Source organism: Neoroseomonas lacus, from assembly GCF_014644535.1.
In the GTDB taxonomy this organism is placed as follows: Bacteria; Pseudomonadota; Alphaproteobacteria; order Acetobacterales; family Acetobacteraceae; genus Neoroseomonas; species Neoroseomonas lacus.
In genome coordinates, this window is record NZ_BMKW01000004.1 from 22,060 (window position 1) to 38,813 (window position 16,754).

At 70.3% G+C, this 16,754-nt stretch carries 21 protein-coding genes and 2 pseudogenes; 9 read left to right on the forward strand and 14 right to left on the reverse strand.

All coding sequences use genetic code 11. The features are described 5' to 3' along the window. Window positions 1-11 precede the first annotated feature (11 nt). Window positions 12-305, reverse strand: coding sequence for a c-type cytochrome (locus IEY36_RS08755; RefSeq protein WP_188966677.1), 294 nt, complete (start codon window positions 303-305; stop codon window positions 12-14). 119 nt (window positions 306-424) lie between these two features. Between IEY36_RS08755 and IEY36_RS08760 the strand changes: the two genes are divergently transcribed. From IEY36_RS08760 to IEY36_RS08770, 3 genes are read left to right on the forward strand one after another with little or no spacing between them, the layout of a single operon-like run. Beyond that, window positions 425-811 (forward strand): c-type cytochrome, encoded by a 387-nt coding sequence (locus IEY36_RS08760; protein WP_188966678.1) that lies wholly within the window; start codon window positions 425-427, stop codon window positions 809-811. A gap of 5 nt (window positions 812-816) precedes the next feature. After that, a complete protein-coding gene (locus IEY36_RS08765) occupies window positions 817-1,200 on the forward strand; it encodes a thioredoxin domain-containing protein (RefSeq protein ID WP_229681218.1) in 384 nt (127 codons plus the stop codon). Continuing rightward, window positions 1,197-1,694 (forward strand): GlcG/HbpS family heme-binding protein, encoded by a 498-nt coding sequence (locus tag IEY36_RS08770; RefSeq protein WP_188966679.1) that lies wholly within the window; start codon window positions 1,197-1,199, stop codon window positions 1,692-1,694. The genes IEY36_RS08765 and IEY36_RS08770 overlap by 4 nt, the downstream gene beginning before the upstream one ends. 55 nt (window positions 1,695-1,749) lie before the next feature. On the opposite strand, the gene IEY36_RS08775 is transcribed toward IEY36_RS08770, so the two are convergent. Together IEY36_RS08775 and IEY36_RS08780 are read right to left on the reverse strand one after the other, a co-directional pair. Then, the gene (locus tag IEY36_RS08775; RefSeq protein WP_188966680.1) at window positions 1,750-2,196 is read right to left on the reverse strand and encodes a DsrE family protein; all 447 of its coding nucleotides are present in this window, start codon (window positions 2,194-2,196) and stop codon (window positions 1,750-1,752) included. Then, on the reverse strand, window positions 2,193-3,734 hold the full coding sequence (locus IEY36_RS08780; protein WP_188966681.1) for a fused MFS/spermidine synthase: 1,542 nt from the start codon (window positions 3,732-3,734) through the stop codon (window positions 2,193-2,195). Before IEY36_RS08780 ends, IEY36_RS08775 begins: the two co-directional genes overlap by 4 nt. 62 nt (window positions 3,735-3,796) lie before the next feature. Here IEY36_RS08780 and IEY36_RS08785 point away from each other — a divergent pair, with 62 nt between their 5' ends. After that, a complete protein-coding gene (locus tag IEY36_RS08785; RefSeq protein WP_188966682.1) occupies window positions 3,797-4,354 on the forward strand; it encodes a SoxW family protein in 558 nt (185 codons plus the stop codon). Window positions 4,355-4,362: 8 nt separating this feature from the next. Here the strand turns inward: IEY36_RS08785 and IEY36_RS08790 are convergent, their stop codons facing one another. The 7 genes and pseudogenes from IEY36_RS08790 to IEY36_RS08820 form a co-directional block, all read right to left on the reverse strand. After that, a complete protein-coding gene (locus IEY36_RS08790) occupies window positions 4,363-5,097 on the reverse strand; it encodes a cytochrome c biogenesis CcdA family protein (protein ID WP_188966683.1) in 735 nt (244 codons plus the stop codon). Window positions 5,098-5,106: 9 nt separating this feature from the next. Next, on the reverse strand, window positions 5,107-6,768 hold the full coding sequence (gene soxB, locus IEY36_RS08795) for a thiosulfohydrolase SoxB (RefSeq protein WP_188966684.1): 1,662 nt from the start codon (window positions 6,766-6,768) through the stop codon (window positions 5,107-5,109). A 28-nt stretch (window positions 6,769-6,796) separates the two neighbouring features. Further along, window positions 6,797-7,594, reverse strand: coding sequence for a sulfur oxidation c-type cytochrome SoxA (gene soxA, locus IEY36_RS08800; RefSeq protein ID WP_188966685.1), 798 nt, complete (start codon window positions 7,592-7,594; stop codon window positions 6,797-6,799). Window positions 7,595-7,604: 10 nt separating this feature from the next. Then, window positions 7,605-7,937 carry a thiosulfate oxidation carrier complex protein SoxZ gene (gene soxZ, locus IEY36_RS08805; RefSeq protein WP_188966686.1) on the reverse strand — a complete coding sequence of 111 codons (333 nt, stop codon included), beginning with the start codon at window positions 7,935-7,937 and terminating at the stop codon, window positions 7,605-7,607. Window positions 7,938-7,956: 19 nt separating this feature from the next. After that, window positions 7,957-8,418, reverse strand: coding sequence for a thiosulfate oxidation carrier protein SoxY (gene soxY / locus IEY36_RS08810; RefSeq protein WP_188966687.1), 462 nt, complete (start codon window positions 8,416-8,418; stop codon window positions 7,957-7,959). Window positions 8,419-8,435: 17 nt separating this feature from the next. Then, the gene (gene soxX, locus IEY36_RS08815; protein ID WP_229681219.1) at window positions 8,436-8,891 is read right to left on the reverse strand and encodes a sulfur oxidation c-type cytochrome SoxX; all 456 of its coding nucleotides are present in this window, start codon (window positions 8,889-8,891) and stop codon (window positions 8,436-8,438) included. Between the two features lie 238 nt (window positions 8,892-9,129). Continuing rightward, window positions 9,130-9,261 (reverse strand): annotated as a pseudogene (locus IEY36_RS08820) (IS3 family transposase); the annotation flags it as partial. 4 nt (window positions 9,262-9,265) lie between these two features. On the opposite strand from IEY36_RS08820, the pseudogene IEY36_RS08825 reads away from it, so the two are divergent. From IEY36_RS08825 to IEY36_RS08835, 3 genes and pseudogenes are all read left to right on the forward strand, one after another. After that, window positions 9,266-9,481 (forward strand): annotated as a pseudogene (locus IEY36_RS08825) (IS3 family transposase); the annotation flags it as partial. A gap of 269 nt (window positions 9,482-9,750) precedes the next feature. Further along, window positions 9,751-10,500: an SDR family NAD(P)-dependent oxidoreductase gene (locus tag IEY36_RS08830; protein WP_188966688.1), complete on the forward strand. Its 750-nt coding sequence runs from the start codon at window positions 9,751-9,753 to the stop codon at window positions 10,498-10,500. A 218-nt stretch (window positions 10,501-10,718) separates the two neighbouring features. After that, complete coding sequence (locus IEY36_RS08835) at window positions 10,719-11,987, forward strand: c-type cytochrome (RefSeq protein ID WP_229681220.1); 1,269 nt, start codon at window positions 10,719-10,721, stop codon at window positions 11,985-11,987. A 42-nt stretch (window positions 11,988-12,029) separates the two neighbouring features. Here the strand turns inward: IEY36_RS08835 and IEY36_RS08840 are convergent, their stop codons facing one another. The 3 genes from IEY36_RS08840 to ubiA are packed head-to-tail and all read right to left on the reverse strand — an operon-like array spanning window position 12,030 to window position 14,040. After that, window positions 12,030-12,455 carry a type IV secretion protein Rhs gene (locus IEY36_RS08840; protein ID WP_188966690.1) on the reverse strand — a complete coding sequence of 142 codons (426 nt, stop codon included), beginning with the start codon at window positions 12,453-12,455 and terminating at the stop codon, window positions 12,030-12,032. A gap of 47 nt (window positions 12,456-12,502) precedes the next feature. After that, window positions 12,503-13,144, reverse strand: coding sequence for a class I SAM-dependent methyltransferase (locus IEY36_RS08845; protein WP_188966691.1), 642 nt, complete (start codon window positions 13,142-13,144; stop codon window positions 12,503-12,505). Further along, window positions 13,141-14,040, reverse strand: coding sequence for a 4-hydroxybenzoate octaprenyltransferase (ubiA, locus tag IEY36_RS08850; protein WP_188966692.1), 900 nt, complete (start codon window positions 14,038-14,040; stop codon window positions 13,141-13,143). The genes IEY36_RS08845 and ubiA overlap by 4 nt, the downstream gene beginning before the upstream one ends. Window positions 14,041-14,069: 29 nt before the next feature. On the opposite strand from ubiA, the gene IEY36_RS08855 reads away from it, so the two are divergent. Together IEY36_RS08855 and IEY36_RS08860 are read left to right on the forward strand one after the other, a co-directional pair. Next, window positions 14,070-14,795 (forward strand): 16S rRNA (uracil(1498)-N(3))-methyltransferase, encoded by a 726-nt coding sequence (locus IEY36_RS08855; RefSeq protein WP_188966693.1) that lies wholly within the window; start codon window positions 14,070-14,072, stop codon window positions 14,793-14,795. Window positions 14,796-14,916: 121 nt separating this feature from the next. After that, entirely contained in the window at window positions 14,917-16,260 is a 1,344-nt protein-coding gene (locus IEY36_RS08860) for a glutamate--cysteine ligase (protein WP_188966694.1), read from the forward strand. Between the two features lie 215 nt (window positions 16,261-16,475). On the opposite strand, the gene IEY36_RS08865 is transcribed toward IEY36_RS08860, so the two are convergent. Continuing rightward, entirely contained in the window at window positions 16,476-16,751 is a 276-nt protein-coding gene (locus IEY36_RS08865) for a hypothetical protein (protein ID WP_188966695.1), read from the reverse strand. Window positions 16,752-16,754: the final 3 nt, after the last annotated feature.

Here is a 16,754-nt window from a genome sequence, read left to right on the forward strand (position 1 = left end):
CGGCGTCCTCCCTACTGCGCGCGGGCGAAATGTGTGGCGAGGACGGTGATCTGTTCGTCCGTGTAGCCGCGCGTGATGCGGCCCATCACCGTCGCCTCACGCTGGTTGGCGCGGAAGGCCTGCATCAGCGCGACGAATTCCGCGCGGCTTTGGGCATCCTTGATCTGGGGAATGCCGTGCGAACCCTGCCCGGCGACGCCGTGGCAGCCCTGGCAGGCACCGGCGAGGAGAACGGGATCAAGGGCCTGGGCAAGGGCCGGTGCGGCCGCCAGCAACAGGCATGGAAGAAGGACCCGGAGCATCATGGACGCGATCTCCTCCGCTTCCGTCTTGTTTGACGGATTAGATTAGTGAACACTAATGCAGGGTCGTTCTGTCCGTCCAGAGCCAAGCGAAGCGACCTGTTCGAATGGGAGGGTCATGAATGTCCGTCAGGTTCGCTGTCGTAGGCGCGCTGCTGCTCGCCCTGCCAGGCATGGCCTCCGCTCAGGACGCCGCCGCGGGGCAGCGCGTGTTCAACCAATGCCGTGCCTGCCACACGGTGGAACAGGGCGGGCGCAATGGCGTCGGTCCAAACCTGCACGGCATCTTCGGCAGGCGCGCGGGCAGCATCGACGGGTTCCGCTACTCCGCGCCGATGCGCGCCAAGGCGGCCGAGGGGCTGACCTGGGACGAGCCGACGCTGCGCGCCTACATCGCCAATCCCAAGGCCATCGTGCCGGCAGGCTCGATGTCGTTTCCCGGCCTGCGCAATGAGCAGCAGGTCAACGACCTGATCGCGTATCTGCACCAGGCCGCCGGCGCGCAATAGGCCCAATGCGCCGGCGCTGCCTGCCGCTGTTGGCCGCCCTGGCCGCCCCGCGAGCGCGGGCGGAGGAGGCTGTGGCCAGCTTCGTGATGCTGGAGCGCCACGACTGCCCGTGGTGCCGGCGCTGGCTGCGCGAGGTAGGCGAGCCGGCGTGGAACGGCTCCGACCTCGGCCGGCGCGCGCCACTGCGACGCGTCGACGTGGCCCAGGACCTGCCCGAGGACCTGCGCCACCTCACCGCCTGGCGGTTCACGCCGACCTTCGTGCTGTTCGCGAACGGGCGGGAGGTCGGCCGGATCATCGGCTACCAGGCCGACTACTTCTTCTGGCAGCAGGCCGAGGCGCTGCTGGCGAGACTGCCCCCCGATAGCAACAGGAGAGATGCCCGATGAAGAGGATCATGCTCGCGGCCACATGTCTCGCCGCAGTCACCGCGGCCCCGCCACTGCGGGCGGAGGACTTCACCACCTTCCGCGTCATGGCGCCGTCGCTCGCGCTGGACATGGCGCAGGCGGCGCTCACCGCCTGCCGCGACCGGGGGTTCCAGGTGGCCGTCGCGGTGGTGGACCGCTTCGGTGTGACGCAGGTGGTGCTGCGCGATACGCTGGCGGGCGCGCACACGCCCGACACGGCGCTGGGCAAGGCGCGCGCGGCGGTGTCCTTCCGCACGCCGACCGAGGAACTGTCAAACATCACCCAGGCCGGCCAGGCGAACAGCGCGATCCGCCACATTCCGGGCTACATCTTCCTGGGCGGCGGCGTTCCGGTGGAATCCGCAGGATCGGTCGTCGGCGGCATCGGGATCTCCGGCGCGCCGGGCGGCCCGGAGGACGATGTCTGTGCGCGCGCCGGCATCGCCGCCGTGGAGGACCGGCTGCTGATGTAGCGCCGGCGCACAACCGGGTGTCGCTGGCCGGCGGTGACGCGGGCCGCGGCTCCCGTCAGGGCCGCAGATGCACCCAGCCCTGCAGCACCAGTTCGACGATCTCCGGCAGTCCGTTCTGCACCACCTGCACGCCCTCGAGCACGACATCGGATCCGAGCCCAAGCGTGTCCAGCGTCGCTCCGCAGGCGACGAACTCGATGTCGTAGGCGCGCAGCGAGGCGACGCGCTCGGCCACCTGCGTCTCGGCCGCGATCAGGTGGCGCACGCCCGGCCCATAGGCCACCACCATGATGCGCACCAGGTCCTGCCCGTAGAAGGACTGGACGTTGATGATGTTGCTGAACACGGCATTGGCACGCGCCGGGTCGGCCTCCGACAGCGAGACGACGATGCGACGCGGCGCCTCGAGGCTCGGCTTGGGGTCGGCCAACGGCGTCTCGCGAACGCCCGCCGCGCCGAGCGCAAGACCAGCGATGGCTGTCAGAAAGATGCGTCTGTTCATCGTCCACTCGCCTCCGGCGACAGGATGAGGTGGGACATCAGCCGGTCCACCGGCGCGAATTCGTCGGTGAGCACCGGCACCTGCGCTGCTTCCCAGCGCGCGGCGACGTAGCCGGGTGGCAGCCGCGCCCAGGACCGCTCGGGCCCGCGCCGCGCGGCGATGCGCGCGGAAGGGCTCGGCGTGTCGGAGGCGAGCACGAGATAGGTGATGCGGCGCCCAGCGGGCTGCTCACTCGCCTCGACCCATACCTCGACGGCGGGGAAGTCCTCGGCGAGCGTGCGCAGGAGGGCGAGCAGGAAGCGCGGCGCGCGCCGGTCCTCCATCACGTTCACCAGATAGGCGCCGCCGGGCTTGAGCCGCCCGCGTACCGCCTGATGCCATTCGCGGGTGACGAGGTGCACCGGCATCGACAGGTCCTGGAAAGCGTCGGCGAACACCAGGTCGAAGCGCGGGCCGGGTGGGATGGCCTGCAGCGCCACACGGGCGTCGCGCGCCACGACCTCCAGCGCAGGGCTGTCGCGCAGCCAGAAGTCGCGGCGGGCGAGGGCGGCGATGGCGGGGTCGATCTCGGCGACGATCAGCCGCGCCTCGGGATGGTCGGCGGCCCAGGCGCGCGGCAGGGTGAAGGCGCCGCCACCGGCGAAGAAGGCGGCCGGCGCGGCAGGCAGGCCGCGCGCGGTCATCAACTCGTCCACCAGATGCAGGTATGGCTGGACGAAGGTGCTCGGCTCGTCGCGCAGGTTGATGCCATGCGCAAGGTGGTCGAGCACGAGCAGCCGAGCGGGCCGGCCGACCATCGGCTCGGCATCCACGACGCGCAGGCAGGCATAGGCGCTTTCCACGTCGCAGACCCGGGCATAGGCCGGCAGGGTCGATGCGCCGGCCGGCACCGCAATGGCCGCGGCGGCCAGCCCGAGTGCCACACCGCGCTGCGCCGCCGCCGCCGCATGCAGCGCCGCCAGCCCCGCATAACACCCGGCGCAGGCGAGCATCGTGCCCGAGGACCCGATCCAGGCAACGAAGACGAAGCCGGCCGCGAGCGTGCCGCCGATGGCCCCGAGCGCCGAGACCGCCAAGAGCCGGCCCAGCACGCGCCCGACCTGGCCATGCGGCGCTTCCTCCACCGCGAGCTTGGTCACGATGGGGGAGACGGCGCCGACCAGCAGGCTTGGCGCCAGGAAGCCGGCCAGCGCGAAGCCGACCATGGCGAGCAGGGGGGAGACACCCTCCCGGTCGAGGAACGGCGCGGCCAGCCGCAGCGCCGGCACGGCGGCGAGCGACGCGGCCGCGCAGCCGGCCAGCAGCCACGTCAGCCGCGCATGGCCGCGCGACCGGTCGCAATCTGGCCCCGCCAGCCGGCCGCCCCACCAATGCCCTATGGAAAAGCCGCCCAGCACCACGGCGATGACCGATGTCCAAGTATAGACGGACATCCCGACATAGGGCGCGAGCAAGCGGCCGGCGACGATCTCGACGACCAGGCCGAGGGCGCTGGCCAGCAGGATCGTGGTGGCGTCGAGAACAGCCCTTACGCGCATTGACGGGGGCCTGCTTCCTGCGCACATACTAATGCAATCGCGAAACTTCCAAGGACGCTCCGATGATTCGGATTGCCCGCCGCGCGCTGCTTGCCGGGCTTGCCTGCGTGCCCGGCACTGGTCGCGCGACGCCGGTGCGCACCGAGAATGGCTGGACCCAGGATTGGTTCCACGAAGGCTTCCTGAACCTGCGCGAGGACCTGGAGGAGGCCGCCGCCGACGGCCAGCGCCTCGCCATCATCTTCGACCAGCGCGGCTGTCCCTATTGCCGGGAGATGCACACCGATCACCTTGTGCAGCCTGAGATCGAAGGCTTCATCCGGCCGCGCTTCCGCATCGTGCAGCTTGACCTGCATGGCGCGCGCCCGGTCACCGACTTTGACGGGACCGTGCTGGAGGAACGCGCCCTGGCGCGGCGCTGGCGGGTGACCTTCACGCCGACGATCATCTTCCTTCCCGAGCACGCCGCGCAACGCATGGGTCGCGAGATCGAAGTCGCGCGCATGCACGGGCTGATGCCGAAGCCCGAATTCCTGGCGCTGTTCACCTATGTCGCGGAACGCGGCTATGCGGACGGCACTGGCTTTCCGGCCTGGCGGTCGCGGCGCCAGCAGGGCTGACACGCCACTCATCCGAAGCGCCCGAGGTCGGGCCAGCGGTCGAGCAGGAAGGCGCCGATCTCCTGGAAGGTGCCGGTCAGCACCATCACGCCGGTGACCACCAGCAGGCCGCCGACGGCGATCTCCACGGCATGGAAATGCTTCCGGAAGCGCTGCACGAAGCGCAGGAAGGGCGTCACGAAGGCGGCCGCCAACAGGAACGGTGCCCCGATCCCGAGCGCATAGCTGAACAGCAGTGCCGCCCCTTGCCATGCGCTGTCGGACGCCGCGGCGATGGTCAGGATGCCGGCCAGCACCGGCCCGACGCAGGGTGTCCAGCCGAAGGCGAAGGCAAGGCCCACCACATAGGCGCCGAGCGGGGAGACGGGCTTCTGCGCGACCTCGAAGCGCTTCTCGTAGTTCAGGAAGCCGATGCGCAGCACGCCGGCGAAGTGCAGCCCGAAGGCGATCAGCACCAGGCCCGCGATGACGGCGACCGTGTCGAGGTAGTCCGACAGCAGTTGCGACACCAGGCTTGCCGTCGCACCCAGCGCGGTGAAGACGGTGGCGAAGCCGAGCACGAAGAACAGCGCCGCGACCATCACCCGCGCGCGATCCGGCGCTTCCGCGACCGGCCCGCCCGGCGCGGCGCGCAGCGTCACGCCACCGAGGAAGCCGAGATAGGGGATGATCAGCGGCAGCACGCAGGGCGACAGGAAAGAGAGTGTCCCCGCCAGCAGTGCCGCCGCGTAGCCTACCTGCACGGCGGGCCGTCAGGCGCCGCGCAGGCGCACGTCGTTGCGCGGCTCCAGCCGCACCGGGCCCTTGGTCAGGTGGGCGAACACCACGTCCCAGATCGGCGGACCCTGCGTCGCCTGGTTGATGCTGGCCCAGCCGGCCACCGTGTAGTCGCGCGCTGGGTCGATCCGCTGGCCGGTGCGCAGCAGCGTCAGGTCCCCCACACGCTGGCCCGACGGTGCGGCGACATCGAGGGTGAAGGACAGCCCGCCCGTGCGCACCATGTCGCCGCCCTGCTGGTAGTAGGGATCGGGGTTGAACAGGTTGTCGGCGACGTCCTCCAGCACCGTCTTGATCATCTCGCCCTTCATGGCGGTGCGGTAGGCGGCCGGATAGGTGATCGCGGTCTGCGACCAGACATCCTCGGCGGTGATGTCGCTGCCGGGCAGCAGCGTGGTGCCCCAGCGGAAGCCCGGGGAGAGTGCGACCTCGGCATCCCGCTGTTCGAGCAGCGCGTCGCAGATCAGGTCATCCCAGGTGCCGGCGGTGTTGCCACGGCGCCAGAGCAGGCTCTCGGTGCGCCCCACCACGCGGGCGAGGTCCGCGGCAAAGGGCGCGCGCTGGTCGCGCACCACCGCAGCCATCTCGGCATCCGGGGCGATGGCGTCGCTGAACACCGGGATCAGCGCGTGGCGGAAGCCCGCCAGCCGGCCATCCTTCACATCGAGGTCGAGGCGGCTGACGAACTTGCCGTTGGAGCCGGTGGCGATCAGCAGCGTGTCGCCGACGCGCATCGGGCGCGGCATCGCGTCATGGGTGTGCCCGGTCAGGATCACGTCGATGCCGCGCACGCGCAACGCCAGCTTGCGGTCCACGTCGAAGCCGTTGTGCGAGAGCAGCACGACGAGTTGCGCACCGGCCGCGCGCGCCGCCTGCGCACGGCTGGCGAGCTTCTCCTCCTTGATGCCGAATTCCCACTCCGGGAACATCCAGCGCGGATTGGCGATTGGCGTGTAGGGGAAGGCTTGGCCGATCACCGCGACCTTGACGCCACCACGCTCGAAGATGGCCTCGGCCGGGAAGACATCCTCGTTCCACTCGGTGTCCTGGATGTTGCCGCCGAGGAAGGGGAAGCCGAGCGACTCGGCCAGTTCCTTCACCCGGTCGGCGCCGTAGGTGAACTCGAAATGCCCGACCATCGCCTCGACGCCGAGCGCCTTCTGGAAGGCCACCATGTCGGCGCCCTTGGTCTGCAGGCTGGTCCAGGAGCCCTGCCAGGTGTCGCCGCCGTCGAGCAGGATCGTGCGGCCCGGCCGCTCCGCGCGGATCGCCTTGACGATGGTGGCGATGCGGTCGGCGCCGCCCATCGGACCGAAGCGGCGGCCCAGCGCGACATAGTCGAGATCCGTCAGCGCATGCGCCATGGCGGTACCGGGCGGCATGTCGAAGGCGCGCAGGAAATCCGCCCCGGTCAGGTGTGGCAGCTGGCCGCGCGCCTCGCCCACGCCGAGATTGGTCGAGGCTTCCCGGAAGCGCATCGGCATCAGCTGCGCGTGGATGTCGGTGATGTGGATCAGCGTCAGCTGGCCCAGTGGATCGAACCGCAGCAGGTCGGCTTGGCTAGGGGCCTGCTGGGCACGCGCGGGCAGCGCGGCGAGCGCCGCGCCGGCGGCGAGGAGGTCGCGACGGGTGATCATGCGTGTTCTCCGCGCTGGATCCGCCGCGTCAGCGGCGGACGGAGGGGCTTTCGACCGGCAGGCCCTGCGCCCGCCACGCCAAGTAGAATTCGAGGTTGGTGAAGTCCTCGCCGGCCATCGGCGGCGGCTCGCCGCGCACATCGTTGACGCAGCCTTGCAGGCGGAACTGCAGGCTGATCACGCGCTGTTCCTTGAGGCGATAGGTCGGGAAGCCGTTGGTCATGCCCTGGGAGAGCAGGTCGGCGCGCAGCGAACGCCCGAAATTGTCCTCGTGGCAGGAGCCGCAGCGCATGTCGAGCTGGCCGCGCCGCGTGTTGTAAAAGCGTTCGCCCGCGTCGAAGGCGGACCGGGCGGGGCCGCTGATGTCCACGTTCACCGGCATGCCGCGCGATTGCAGCGCGACGAAGGTGGTCATGGCGTTCAGCGGGCGGCTGTCGATCGGCAGCGCGGGCGCGCCCATGTGTTCGGTGCGGCAGATGTTGATCTGCTGTTCAAGTGTGACGACGCGCTGCAGCCGCGGGTGATAGCCGGGCATGCGCGCCCGCACGCCGCGCATCGTCTGCGTGGCGTCGTTGTGGCAGGACGCGCAGGACTTGCCTTCGGTGCCCTCGGCCCGGTTCCACGCCAGCTCGCCTTCCTCCGCCCAGAGCATGGCCGGATTCTGAAAATCGTCGTCCTGGATGGCGAGGGTCTCGGGCGTGGCGAAGTGGCGGCCGGATTGCGGGTCGGTGATCGTGCGCTGCGGTTCGGGCGCACTGCCCTGCGCAAACGCGATGCCCGCGGCGAGCGCCGCGGTGCCGAGTGTCACACCTGCCGCCTTCCACATGTCCCGCGCCTCAGGCCAGCTTGATGTCGTTGGTCGCCTTGCGTTCTTCGCCGGCGTCGTTGATCCAGGTGAACTCGAAGGTGCCCGCCTTCTCCACCTTGAAGGGGAAGGCAATGTACGGGTTCGCCGAGATCGCGGAAGCGAGGTCCATGGCGAAGACGAGCTGGCCGTCGAATTTCGCCTCGAAGCGCTTGATGATGTCACGCGGGATGATGGCGCCGGCCTGGTCGCGACGCTGCCCGGTCTCCATGATGTGGGAGATCAGGGTACGGATCTCGATCACCTCCCCGGCGCGGGCCTGGGCGGGGATGCGGACGCGGGGCTGCCCGATGGGTGCGGCCATGATGTCGGTTCCTTCTCGCTCAGCCGCCGCAGCCGCCGATAGTGACCTTCACCTCGGCCCGGGTCATGAACAGCTTGCCGTCGCTCATTTCCGCGATCGCCACCACGTCCTGGGTTTGGCCGAGACGGATGCGGGTATCGGCGCTGGCGCGGCCAAGCGCGGGCGTGAGGTGGAACACCGCGATGTCGGGCGTCGGGTTCTTGTCGGCGAAGACATGGATGGTCTTGACGTGATCCGCCGCGGTCATCGGGCTTTCGACCGACACCGTCAGCGGCACGGTGTTGCCGTTTTCCGCGATCGGCGGCAGGCGCAGCGTGACGCGCCCTTCCTCCAGCGTGCGGTTACCGCGGATGCGGTCGACGGCGGCCTGGGTCGGCGCGGCGAGCTGCGCGGAGGCGGGGAGCGGCAGCAGGCTGATCGCGACCCCTCCGGCGGCAAGCGCCAGCATGCCGCGGCGCGTCGGAGTGGCGACGGTGTTCATGCGTGTCTCCATGTGTCTCATCGCAGGGTCATCAGGTAGGCGAGCACGTCCTCGACCTCCTGCGCGGTCAGTATCGGCCGGCCGGCCCAGTCACGGCGGACAGCCGTCAGGCCCTCGATCCGGTAGTAGGACGGCATGTTGCTGTCGGGATTGATGCGCTTGCCGTCCACCACGCGCAGGCGGAGTTCGTCGATCGTGTAGCGATCCGCGACACCGGTCAGCGGCGGTCCGAGATTGCCCTGGAAGTCGGCGTCGAGCGGGAGCTCGTGGCAGGTGACGCAATTGCCTTTGCCTCGGTCGAGCGCCACGACGCGCCCCCGGGTCGCGTTTCCCGGCGTCACCGTCAAAGGCTGCGGGATCGCGTTGTCGACCACGGTGAACGGCACGAGCGCCACGTTCTGCGCGGTTGCCTGCGGCACCCACAGCGAGGCAACGAGTGCGCTCACAGCCATGGCTGGCCAGAGACCGAACACTTGGTGTCCTCCCTTGATTAGTATCTACTGAAATAGGAACACGATTGCGGCGGGCCGCGCAAGGGGGCATCTGGCGGTATCATGCGGTGGGTGCGGCGAGGTTGTCGCCGACCAACCGCGGCACGGCGGACGCACCGCGATCGGCGGTGGAATGGGGTCCGCAGTTGCCGGCACGACTGGTCGCACAACGTCCAGTATTGGAGTTGGCCCGGTGCTGTGGACGGTTCACGTATAGTGATCAGTCCTTCAAGGCGATGTTCCCCGCTTCGTATTCGAGGGGCGAGCGGTAGACCGGCGCCGAGTGCCGCCTGGTTGGATTGTAGAAGCCCTCGATGAAATGAAACACGGCCATGCGCGCTTCGGCCTGGGAGCCCAACGCCTTGGCCGAGAGCATCAACGGCCTCAACGAGGCCGTGGTCATTCGCAGGCGCGGGCCCTGGCTGTCGCTCAAGGCTGTGGAGTTCGCCATCCTTGAATGGTTGGACTGGTTCAACCATCGACGGCTGCTCGCGCCCATCGGCAATATCCCGTCCGCGGGGGCGGAAGCACGGTACGATGCCGCCCGGCGCAATCTGCCAGTGGTGGCGTAACTCAAACCAAACAGCCTCCGGCAGACCCGGAGGCGGTGCAGTCGTGGGCTGTGATTATTGCGCAATAGAGTTCGGCATAGGCCGATGCGTGCCCCCGATTTGAACCGGCTGTACGGCTCGAGGTTGGTCAGCGAGGCCCAATGGATGTTCGGTACAGGGGCCGCCAGGCCCCGAAGCTCCCTCCCTTTTTCTGATGGTTGGCGACGGGTGGGGGAGCGCGGCGATCCGCGTCGCGGCTATAGTCCCGAGGGAAGCATTGGGGGCTATGCATGGCGGAGCGCAACATTCTGGTCACCGGCGCGGCGAGTGGGATCGGGGCCGCCGCCTGTCGGGCGCTGGCCGGGCCGGGGGTGGCGATCGCGGTGCATACCCGGGGCAATCGCGAGGGCTCGGCGCGCACCGCCGAGGCCGTGCGGGCGCGCGGCGGCGTGGCCTTCGAGATCTTCTGCGACCTGTCCGAGGCCGGCGCGCCGGAGCACGCGGTGCAGGAAGCGGCGGGGCTGCTCGGCGGGCTGGATGTGGTGGTCTCCAACGCCGGCTTCGCCGACCGGACGCCGATCGCCGCGCTGACCGATGAGGGGTTCACCAGGAGCCATGACGCGATCGCCCTCGCCTTCCTGCGGCTGGCGCGGGAGGCGGGGCCGATCCTCCGGCAGGGCAGGGACCCGCGGCTGGTCGCCGTCTCCTCCTTCGTCGCGCATCTGTTCCGCAATGACGTGACGGGTTTCCCGGCCTCGGCGGCGGCGAAGGCGGCGGTGGAGGCGCTGGTGAAGGCCCTCGCGCTGGAATGGGCGCCGGATGTGACGGTGAATGCCGTGGTGCCAGGGTACACGCGCAAGGACCCGGGCGCGCATGCAGCGATGACGCCGGCGCAGTGGGACGCCATCGCGGCGCGGATTCCACTGAAGCGGCTGGGCACGCCGGATGACGTGGCGGCGGGGATCGCGTTCCTGGCGTCACCGGCGGCGGGGTATGTGACGGGGCAGTTGCTGCATGTCAGCGGCGGGGTTGTCGTGTGATGGCGGCGCGGTGTTGTCCCGCAACTGTGGGGATGACGCCGCAGTCTCGGAGAAGGGCTTCGCCCCTCTCCGAACCTCACCCCACCAAAGGCCTAAGGGCCTCTGGACACCAATACTTGGTACCCGGCTTGCCGATGAGGCCGCGCGGCCTTCGGCGGGCTGATATGGCCCTGGCCCCTGGCACCAAAAGGAGGTGTCCAGAGGCCCTTAGGCCTTTGGTGGGGTGGTTTGGAGGGGCAAAGCCCCTCCGAGTCTTCCTGCTGCTGCTGACCCTGGCTGCCCCCGCCCTGGCCCAGGACCGCGCCATCGCCCATGGCGGCCCCGTCCGCGCCCTGGCGATCGCGCCGGGCATGCTGGTCTCGGCCGGCTTCGATCAATCGGTGATTTTCTGGGACCTGGCGACGGAGCGCGCGCGGGCGGTGGTGCGTTGGCATGCCGGAGCGGTCAATGCGCTGGTGGCGCTGCCGGGTGGGCGGGTGGCGTCTGGGGGCGAGGATGGGCGCATCGCCGTCTGGGGGGGCGACCCGCGTGATGGCGCGCCCGAACGGGTCCTGCTGGGACATGACGGGCCAGTGGCGGGACTGGCGGCGCGGGACGGCTTGATCGCCTCGGCGTCGTGGGATGGGACGGTGCGGCTCTGGGGCCTGGATGGGACGGCACGCGTGCTGGAGGGGCATCGCGGCAACGTCAATGCCGTGACGTTCCGCGCCGATGGGGTGCTGGTCAGTGCGGGCTTCGATGGCACGCTGCGCGCCTGGGGGCCGGATGAAGTGTTTGCCAGTTTCGGCCTGCCGCAGAACGCGCTGGTCGCGCTGCCCGATGGCCGGCTGGCGGCGGCGGGCGTGGATGGGACGGTGCGGGTGATCGGCCGCGATGGCGCGGTACGGGAGGTGCTGTCGCTGGGACGGCCGGTGGTGGCGCTGGCGGTGAATGGGTCCGGCACCTTGCTGGCGGCGGCTTCGCTGGGCGGGTCCGTGGCGGTGCTCGGGCTGCCGGAGGGGCGGCTGCTGCACACGCTGGACGGGCCGGGCACGCCGGTCTGGTCAGCGGCGTTCGATGCGGATGGGCGGACGCTGTGGACCGGCGGGGCGGATCGCCGCGTGCGGCGCTGGGATGCGCTAGCGGGTCGGGCGATCGGGCCGGTGGGGGAGGCGGAGGAGGCTGCGCCGATGGCAGGGTTGGACCCGCATGGCGCGCGGGTGTTCCGCGCCTGTGCCGCCTGCCATGCGCTGACCGCCGAGAGCGGCAACATGGCCGGGCCGACGCTGCATGGGCTGTTCGGGCGGCGGATGGGCAGCGTGGCGGGCTATGCCTATTCGGCGCGGCTGGCGCGCGGCGACATCGTCTGGACGCCGGAGACGGTGGCCGACCTGTTCACGCTCGGGCCGGATGTGGTGACCCCGGGGACCAAGATGCCGGTGCAGCGGCTGGAGAACGCGGCGGACATGGCGGCGCTGCTGCGGTTCCTGGAGCAAGCGACGCGGTAGCGGGCGGGCGCCGACACGGTGACGCGCGCGATCAACCTGGCCTCAGCGCGCGGTGCTGCCGGTGAATTTCCCCGTACCGTCATAGCTGCGCGAGCCGCCAGGCCCGCGCTCCGTCGTGCCGGTGATGCGCCCGCTGCTGTCGTATTGGCGCGTCGTGCCGGGCAGCACGCGCTCGGTGCTGCCGGTGATGCGGCCTTGCGCGTCGTAGTGGCGGGTGGTGCCGGCGACGCCGCGTTCGGAACTGCCGGCGATGCGGCCCTGCGCATCGTAGTGGCGCACCGTGCCGCCGGCCTGGCGTTCGGAATATCCGGTGCGGCGCCCCGCGGCGTCGTAGCGCGTGGTGCGGTCCCCGTTGCGTTCAGTATAGCCCTGGTAACGCCCCTGGGCGTCATAGATGTTCTGGCGCTGCGCCAGGGCGGGCGAGGCGGCGAACAGCAACAGCAGCGGCAGGATCATGGTCGGGCGCATGGCGGCGAGCCCTTCTTGGACCGCCATCTTGGCACGGTACGGCACCGTCACGGAAGCAGGCGGTTGATGGTTACCTCGCGCTGGGCGCGGTCTTCCAGTTCCAGCGTCGTCGCGATGATGTGCGTGACGACGGGTTCCAGCCCCTCGCGCGGCAGATAGGCGCGGCCCGGGTCGGCCAGCAGCACCTCGGCTCCGGCCGCCGCCATGGCGCGCAGCCAGGGCAGGATGTGGGCGGTCATCGGCGCCTCGTAGCAGACATCGCCGGCGAGGATGACGTCCCAGCGGCAGGGCGCGCCGACGATGTCGCCATCCGGGGTGGCGATGGTCACGCCGTTCAGCGCGGCGTTCGCCCGCACGGCGGCCAGCGCCAGCGGGTCGATCTCGGCGGCCTCGACGCTCGCCGCGCCGGCCATGGCCGCGGCGATCGCGGCGATGCCGCACCCGGCGGCGAAATCCAGCACCCGCTTGCCGGCGACGCGGCCGGGTTCATCGAGCAGCAGCCGCGCCGTCGCCAGCCCACCCGGCCAGGCGAAGGCCCAGAACGGCGGCTCGATGTTGCGCTCGGCCAGCCAGGTCTCGGTCGCCTGCCAGATCGGCGTGATCTCGGTCGCCAGATGCAGCGCGATTTCCGGCACCAAGGCGGGGCGGGCGATGGTGGTGTGGCCGCGGACGAAGTCCTCGGGGTTCACAGCCGGCCGATCAGGAAGGCAAGCGCCACTGCCAGCCCGACATCGCGATTGGCCTTGAACAGTCGCAGGCACAGTTCCGGGTCATGGATGTCGAGCCGCACCACCTGTCTTGCCAGCAGCCCCGCCGGCAGCAGCAGCGCCGGGATGAACCACACCGACAGCCCGCCCAGCCCGCCGGCCAACGCCAGCAGCGCAATGGTGGCGCCATAGCAGCCGACCAGGAAGGGCCGCGTGCGCTCGCCGAAATGCAGCGCGGTGGAGCGGATGCCGACCAGCGCGTCGTCCTCGCGGTCCTGATGCGCGTAGATCGTGTCGTAGCCGAGTATCCAGCAGAACCCCGCCGCCCACAGCGCGAAGGCCGGGGCCTCGAGCGCGCCCGTCGCCGCCGCGTAGCCCATAGGCGCCGCCCAGGAGAACACCAGGCCGAGCATCGCCTGGGGGAAGTCGGTGACGCGCTTGGCCAGCGGGTACAGCGCGATCGGCAGCAGCGACAGCACGCCGAGCAGGATGGCGACCGGCGGCAGCATCAGCAGGATGCCGCAGGAGACCACCAGCAGCGCGACGAGGAACGCCAGCGCCTGTTTCGGCCGCACCGCGCCGGAGGCGAGCGGCCGTCCCGCCGTGCGTTCCACCTGGCGGTCGAGGTCGCGGTCCCACAGATCGTTCACCACGCAGCCGGCGCCGCGCATCAGCACCGCGCCGAGCCCGAACAGCGCCGTCAGCCACAGCCCGCGCCCCCAGGAGGGTGCGACCATGGCGAAGGCCCACAGCCCGGGCAGGAACAGCAGCCACGACCCGATCGGGCGGTCGAGGCGCATCAGCAGCGCATAGGGCCGCCAGCCTTCGGGCAGTTGCGCGACCCAGCCGCCGGCGCGGATATCGGTATAGGTGTTCACGCGCGGTATAGAGGCCGCGGAGACCCTGCATGTCCACCCCGCGAAGCTACCTCGATGCGCCCCTGTCCGAAGGGGCCGAGATTCACGGCACGCCAGCCCAGGCGCATCACCTCGGCACCGTGCTGCGGCGCGGGCCGGGCGACGCCGTCACGGTGTTCAACGTGCGCGACGGGGAGTTCGCCGCGACCATCGCGACGTTGCGCAAGGATCGCTGCGCCTTCGCGCTCGGCGAGCGGCTACGCGCGCCGGCGGCGGAACCTGACCTTCGCCTGGTGGTGGCTGTGCTCAAGCGCGACGCCTTCGATTGGGTGGTGGAGAAGGCGACCGAGCTCGGTGTCAGCGCCATCCATCCGGTGACCACGCGGCGTTCCGTGGTCGACCGCGTCAATCTCGACCGGCTCTCAGCGATCGCGCGCGGCGCGGCGGAGCAATGCGAACGGCTGTCGATCCCGGTCATCCAGCTGGCACGGCCGTTACACGCGGTGCTGGATTCCTGGGATGGCACGCCGCTGCTGGTGGCGGCGGAACGTCGCGACGCGTTGCCGATCGGCCACGCCGCCCACGGTTTGCGGCTGCCTTGCGGCTGGCTGGTGGGTCCCGAAGGTGGCTTCGAGGGGGGTGAGCTTGACGACGCAACCCGTCGTGCCTTTGTTACTGCCGTCGCCCTTGGCCCCCGCATCCTGCGGGCGGAGACGGCGGTCGTGGCAGGCCTCTCCGTGCTCCAGGCATTGGCGGGGGATTGGACTGTCACCTGAAGCGTCGCGTCCTGCGGCGTTGCTTGAACGCGCCGCATCCCGCGGCGTCTTGACGAACGCGCCGCATCCTGCGGCGTCTTGATGATCGCGCCGCGTCCTGCGGCGACCGCGGAAGGGCTGCATGTCGAATCCTGGTGAGTCGGATCCCACGCCGATCAGTTCGGCGCGTCAGCTTGCCGGGTGGTTCGCCGCCGGCAGCAAGCCGCGCGGCGATTGGCGGATCGGCACGGAGCACGAGAAATTCGGCTTCCGCCGCGACAACCTCTCCCCGCCGCCCTACGAGCCGGGCGGCATCCGCGCCATGCTCGAAGGGCTGATGGCGTTCGGGTGGGAGCCGATCCTCGACCGCGGCAACCCAATCGGGCTGAAGCGCGGCGAGGCTTCGGTGAGCCTTGAGCCGGGCGGCCAGTTCGAATTGTCCGGCGCGCCGCTCGCCACGATGCACGAAGCAGCGGCGGAACTGGCCGACCATTTGCGCGAAGTGCGCGAGGTGGCCGGCCCGCTCGGCCTCGGCTTCGCGCCGCTCGGCTTCCATCCGCTGGCGACGCGCGAGCAGATGCCGTGGATGCCCAAGGGCCGCTACGAGATCATGCGCAATTACATGCCGCGCGTCGGCTCCATGGGCCTCGACATGATGCTGCGCACCTGCACGGTGCAGGTGAACCTCGATTTCGGCGACGAGGCCGACATGGTCGAGAAGCTGCGCGTCTCGCTCGCGCTGCAGCCGCTGGCCACCGCGCTGTTCGCCAATTCGCCCTTCACCGAGGGCAAGCCGAATGGCTACCGCACGCTGCGCGGCAAGGTCTGGACTGACACCGACCCCGACCGCACCGGCATCCCGGCCGTTGCCTTCGAGGACGGCTTCGGCTTCGAGCGTTTCGCCGACTGGGTGCTCGACGTGCCGATGTATTTCATCATGCGCGACGGGCAGTGGATCGACGCGGCGGGGATGTCCTTCCGCGCCTTCCTCGACGGCCGCGCCGAGAAGCTCAAGGGCCACACCGCGACGATGGGCGACTGGGCCGACCACGTCACCACCGTCTTCACCGATGTGCGGCTGAAGCGCTTCCTGGAAATGCGCGGGGCCGATGCCGGCGCGCCGGCCTATCTCAATGGTCTGCCGGCCTTCTGGGTCGGGCTGCTGTATGACGACGCGGCGCAGAAGGCGGCGCGGGCGCTGACGAAGGGCTGGTCGGTCGAGGAAATGCGCGCATTGCGCAACGCGGTGCCGGCGCAGGCGCTGACCGCGACGATCGGCGGGCGGTCATTGCAGGATGTGGCGCGGGACGTGATGGCGATTGCCCGTAGCGGGCTGAAGGCGCGCGGGTTGGGGGAGGAAATGTATCTCGACCCGCTCGATGCCATCGTCGCGACCGGCCAGACCCAGGCCGATCGCTGGCTGGAACGCCATGCGACGGTGTGGGGCGGGGATGTCTCGCGGATCTTCGCCGAAGCGGCAGTGTAGCGCCGCCTTCGGTCGCGCCGGGCCGGTCGCGCACCGTTGTCTTCGGCGGCCTGCCTGTCCGCTCCCACTGTTGGGCATCCGGCGACGGGCGAAGGACACCGGGGCTGATCCCGGTCAGGCTGGTGGGCGCACCTGGCCGGGGTCGATGCTCGCGAAAGAAATCGTCCAGGGCGACCTGGGTGGGCCGACGCGGACGGGCTCCACTCCAGCGGCCGTCAGAGGTCGGTAAGCCCGCCCAGGATGCCGCCGATCACGTCGAGCGACACCTTCGCCACCTCCGCCGTCGCGCCGAGCACGGCGCCCGTCGCATCAACGACGACGCCGGCCGCCTGGGCGACGATGTCGATCGCGCCGCTGGTGGCGACCTCCGCGACGCCAAGGGCGAGGTCCGCCCCATCGGTCATCGCCCCGACCCCGCCGCCTTCCGCCTGACGACGAACCTCCTCGCGCTTCTGCTCATCAAGGGCGGCGTCGGGCGGAAAGGGGATCATCGG

Bases quoted from the DNA above. Each gene is read 5' to 3' on its own strand.
- IEY36_RS08755 (WP_188966677.1), bottom strand. From the start codon at position 305: ATGATGCTCCGGGTCCTTCTTCCATGCCTGTTGCTGGCGGCCGCACCG.
- IEY36_RS08760 (WP_188966678.1), top strand. From the start codon at position 425: ATGTCCGTCAGGTTCGCTGTCGTAGGCGCGCTGCTGCTCGCCCTGCCA.
- IEY36_RS08765 (WP_229681218.1), top strand. From the start codon at position 817: ATGCGCCGGCGCTGCCTGCCGCTGTTGGCCGCCCTGGCCGCCCCGCGA.
- IEY36_RS08770 (WP_188966679.1), top strand. From the start codon at position 1,197: ATGAAGAGGATCATGCTCGCGGCCACATGTCTCGCCGCAGTCACCGCG.
- IEY36_RS08775 (WP_188966680.1), bottom strand. From the start codon at position 2,196: ATGAACAGACGCATCTTTCTGACAGCCATCGCTGGTCTTGCGCTCGGC.
- IEY36_RS08780 (WP_188966681.1), bottom strand. From the start codon at position 3,734: ATGCGCGTAAGGGCTGTTCTCGACGCCACCACGATCCTGCTGGCCAGC.
- IEY36_RS08785 (WP_188966682.1), top strand. From the start codon at position 3,797: ATGATTCGGATTGCCCGCCGCGCGCTGCTTGCCGGGCTTGCCTGCGTG.
- soxB (WP_188966684.1), bottom strand. From the start codon at position 6,768: ATGATCACCCGTCGCGACCTCCTCGCCGCCGGCGCGGCGCTCGCCGCG.
- soxA (WP_188966685.1), bottom strand. From the start codon at position 7,594: ATGTGGAAGGCGGCAGGTGTGACACTCGGCACCGCGGCGCTCGCCGCG.
- soxZ (WP_188966686.1), bottom strand. From the start codon at position 7,937: ATGGCCGCACCCATCGGGCAGCCCCGCGTCCGCATCCCCGCCCAGGCC.
- soxY (WP_188966687.1), bottom strand. From the start codon at position 8,418: ATGAACACCGTCGCCACTCCGACGCGCCGCGGCATGCTGGCGCTTGCC.
- IEY36_RS08830 (WP_188966688.1), top strand. From the start codon at position 9,751: ATGGCGGAGCGCAACATTCTGGTCACCGGCGCGGCGAGTGGGATCGGG.
- IEY36_RS08840 (WP_188966690.1), bottom strand. From the start codon at position 12,455: ATGCGCCCGACCATGATCCTGCCGCTGCTGTTGCTGTTCGCCGCCTCG.
- IEY36_RS08855 (WP_188966693.1), top strand. From the start codon at position 14,070: ATGTCCACCCCGCGAAGCTACCTCGATGCGCCCCTGTCCGAAGGGGCC.
- IEY36_RS08860 (WP_188966694.1), top strand. From the start codon at position 14,917: ATGTCGAATCCTGGTGAGTCGGATCCCACGCCGATCAGTTCGGCGCGT.
- IEY36_RS08865 (WP_188966695.1), bottom strand. From the start codon at position 16,751: ATGATCCCCTTTCCGCCCGACGCCGCCCTTGATGAGCAGAAGCGCGAG.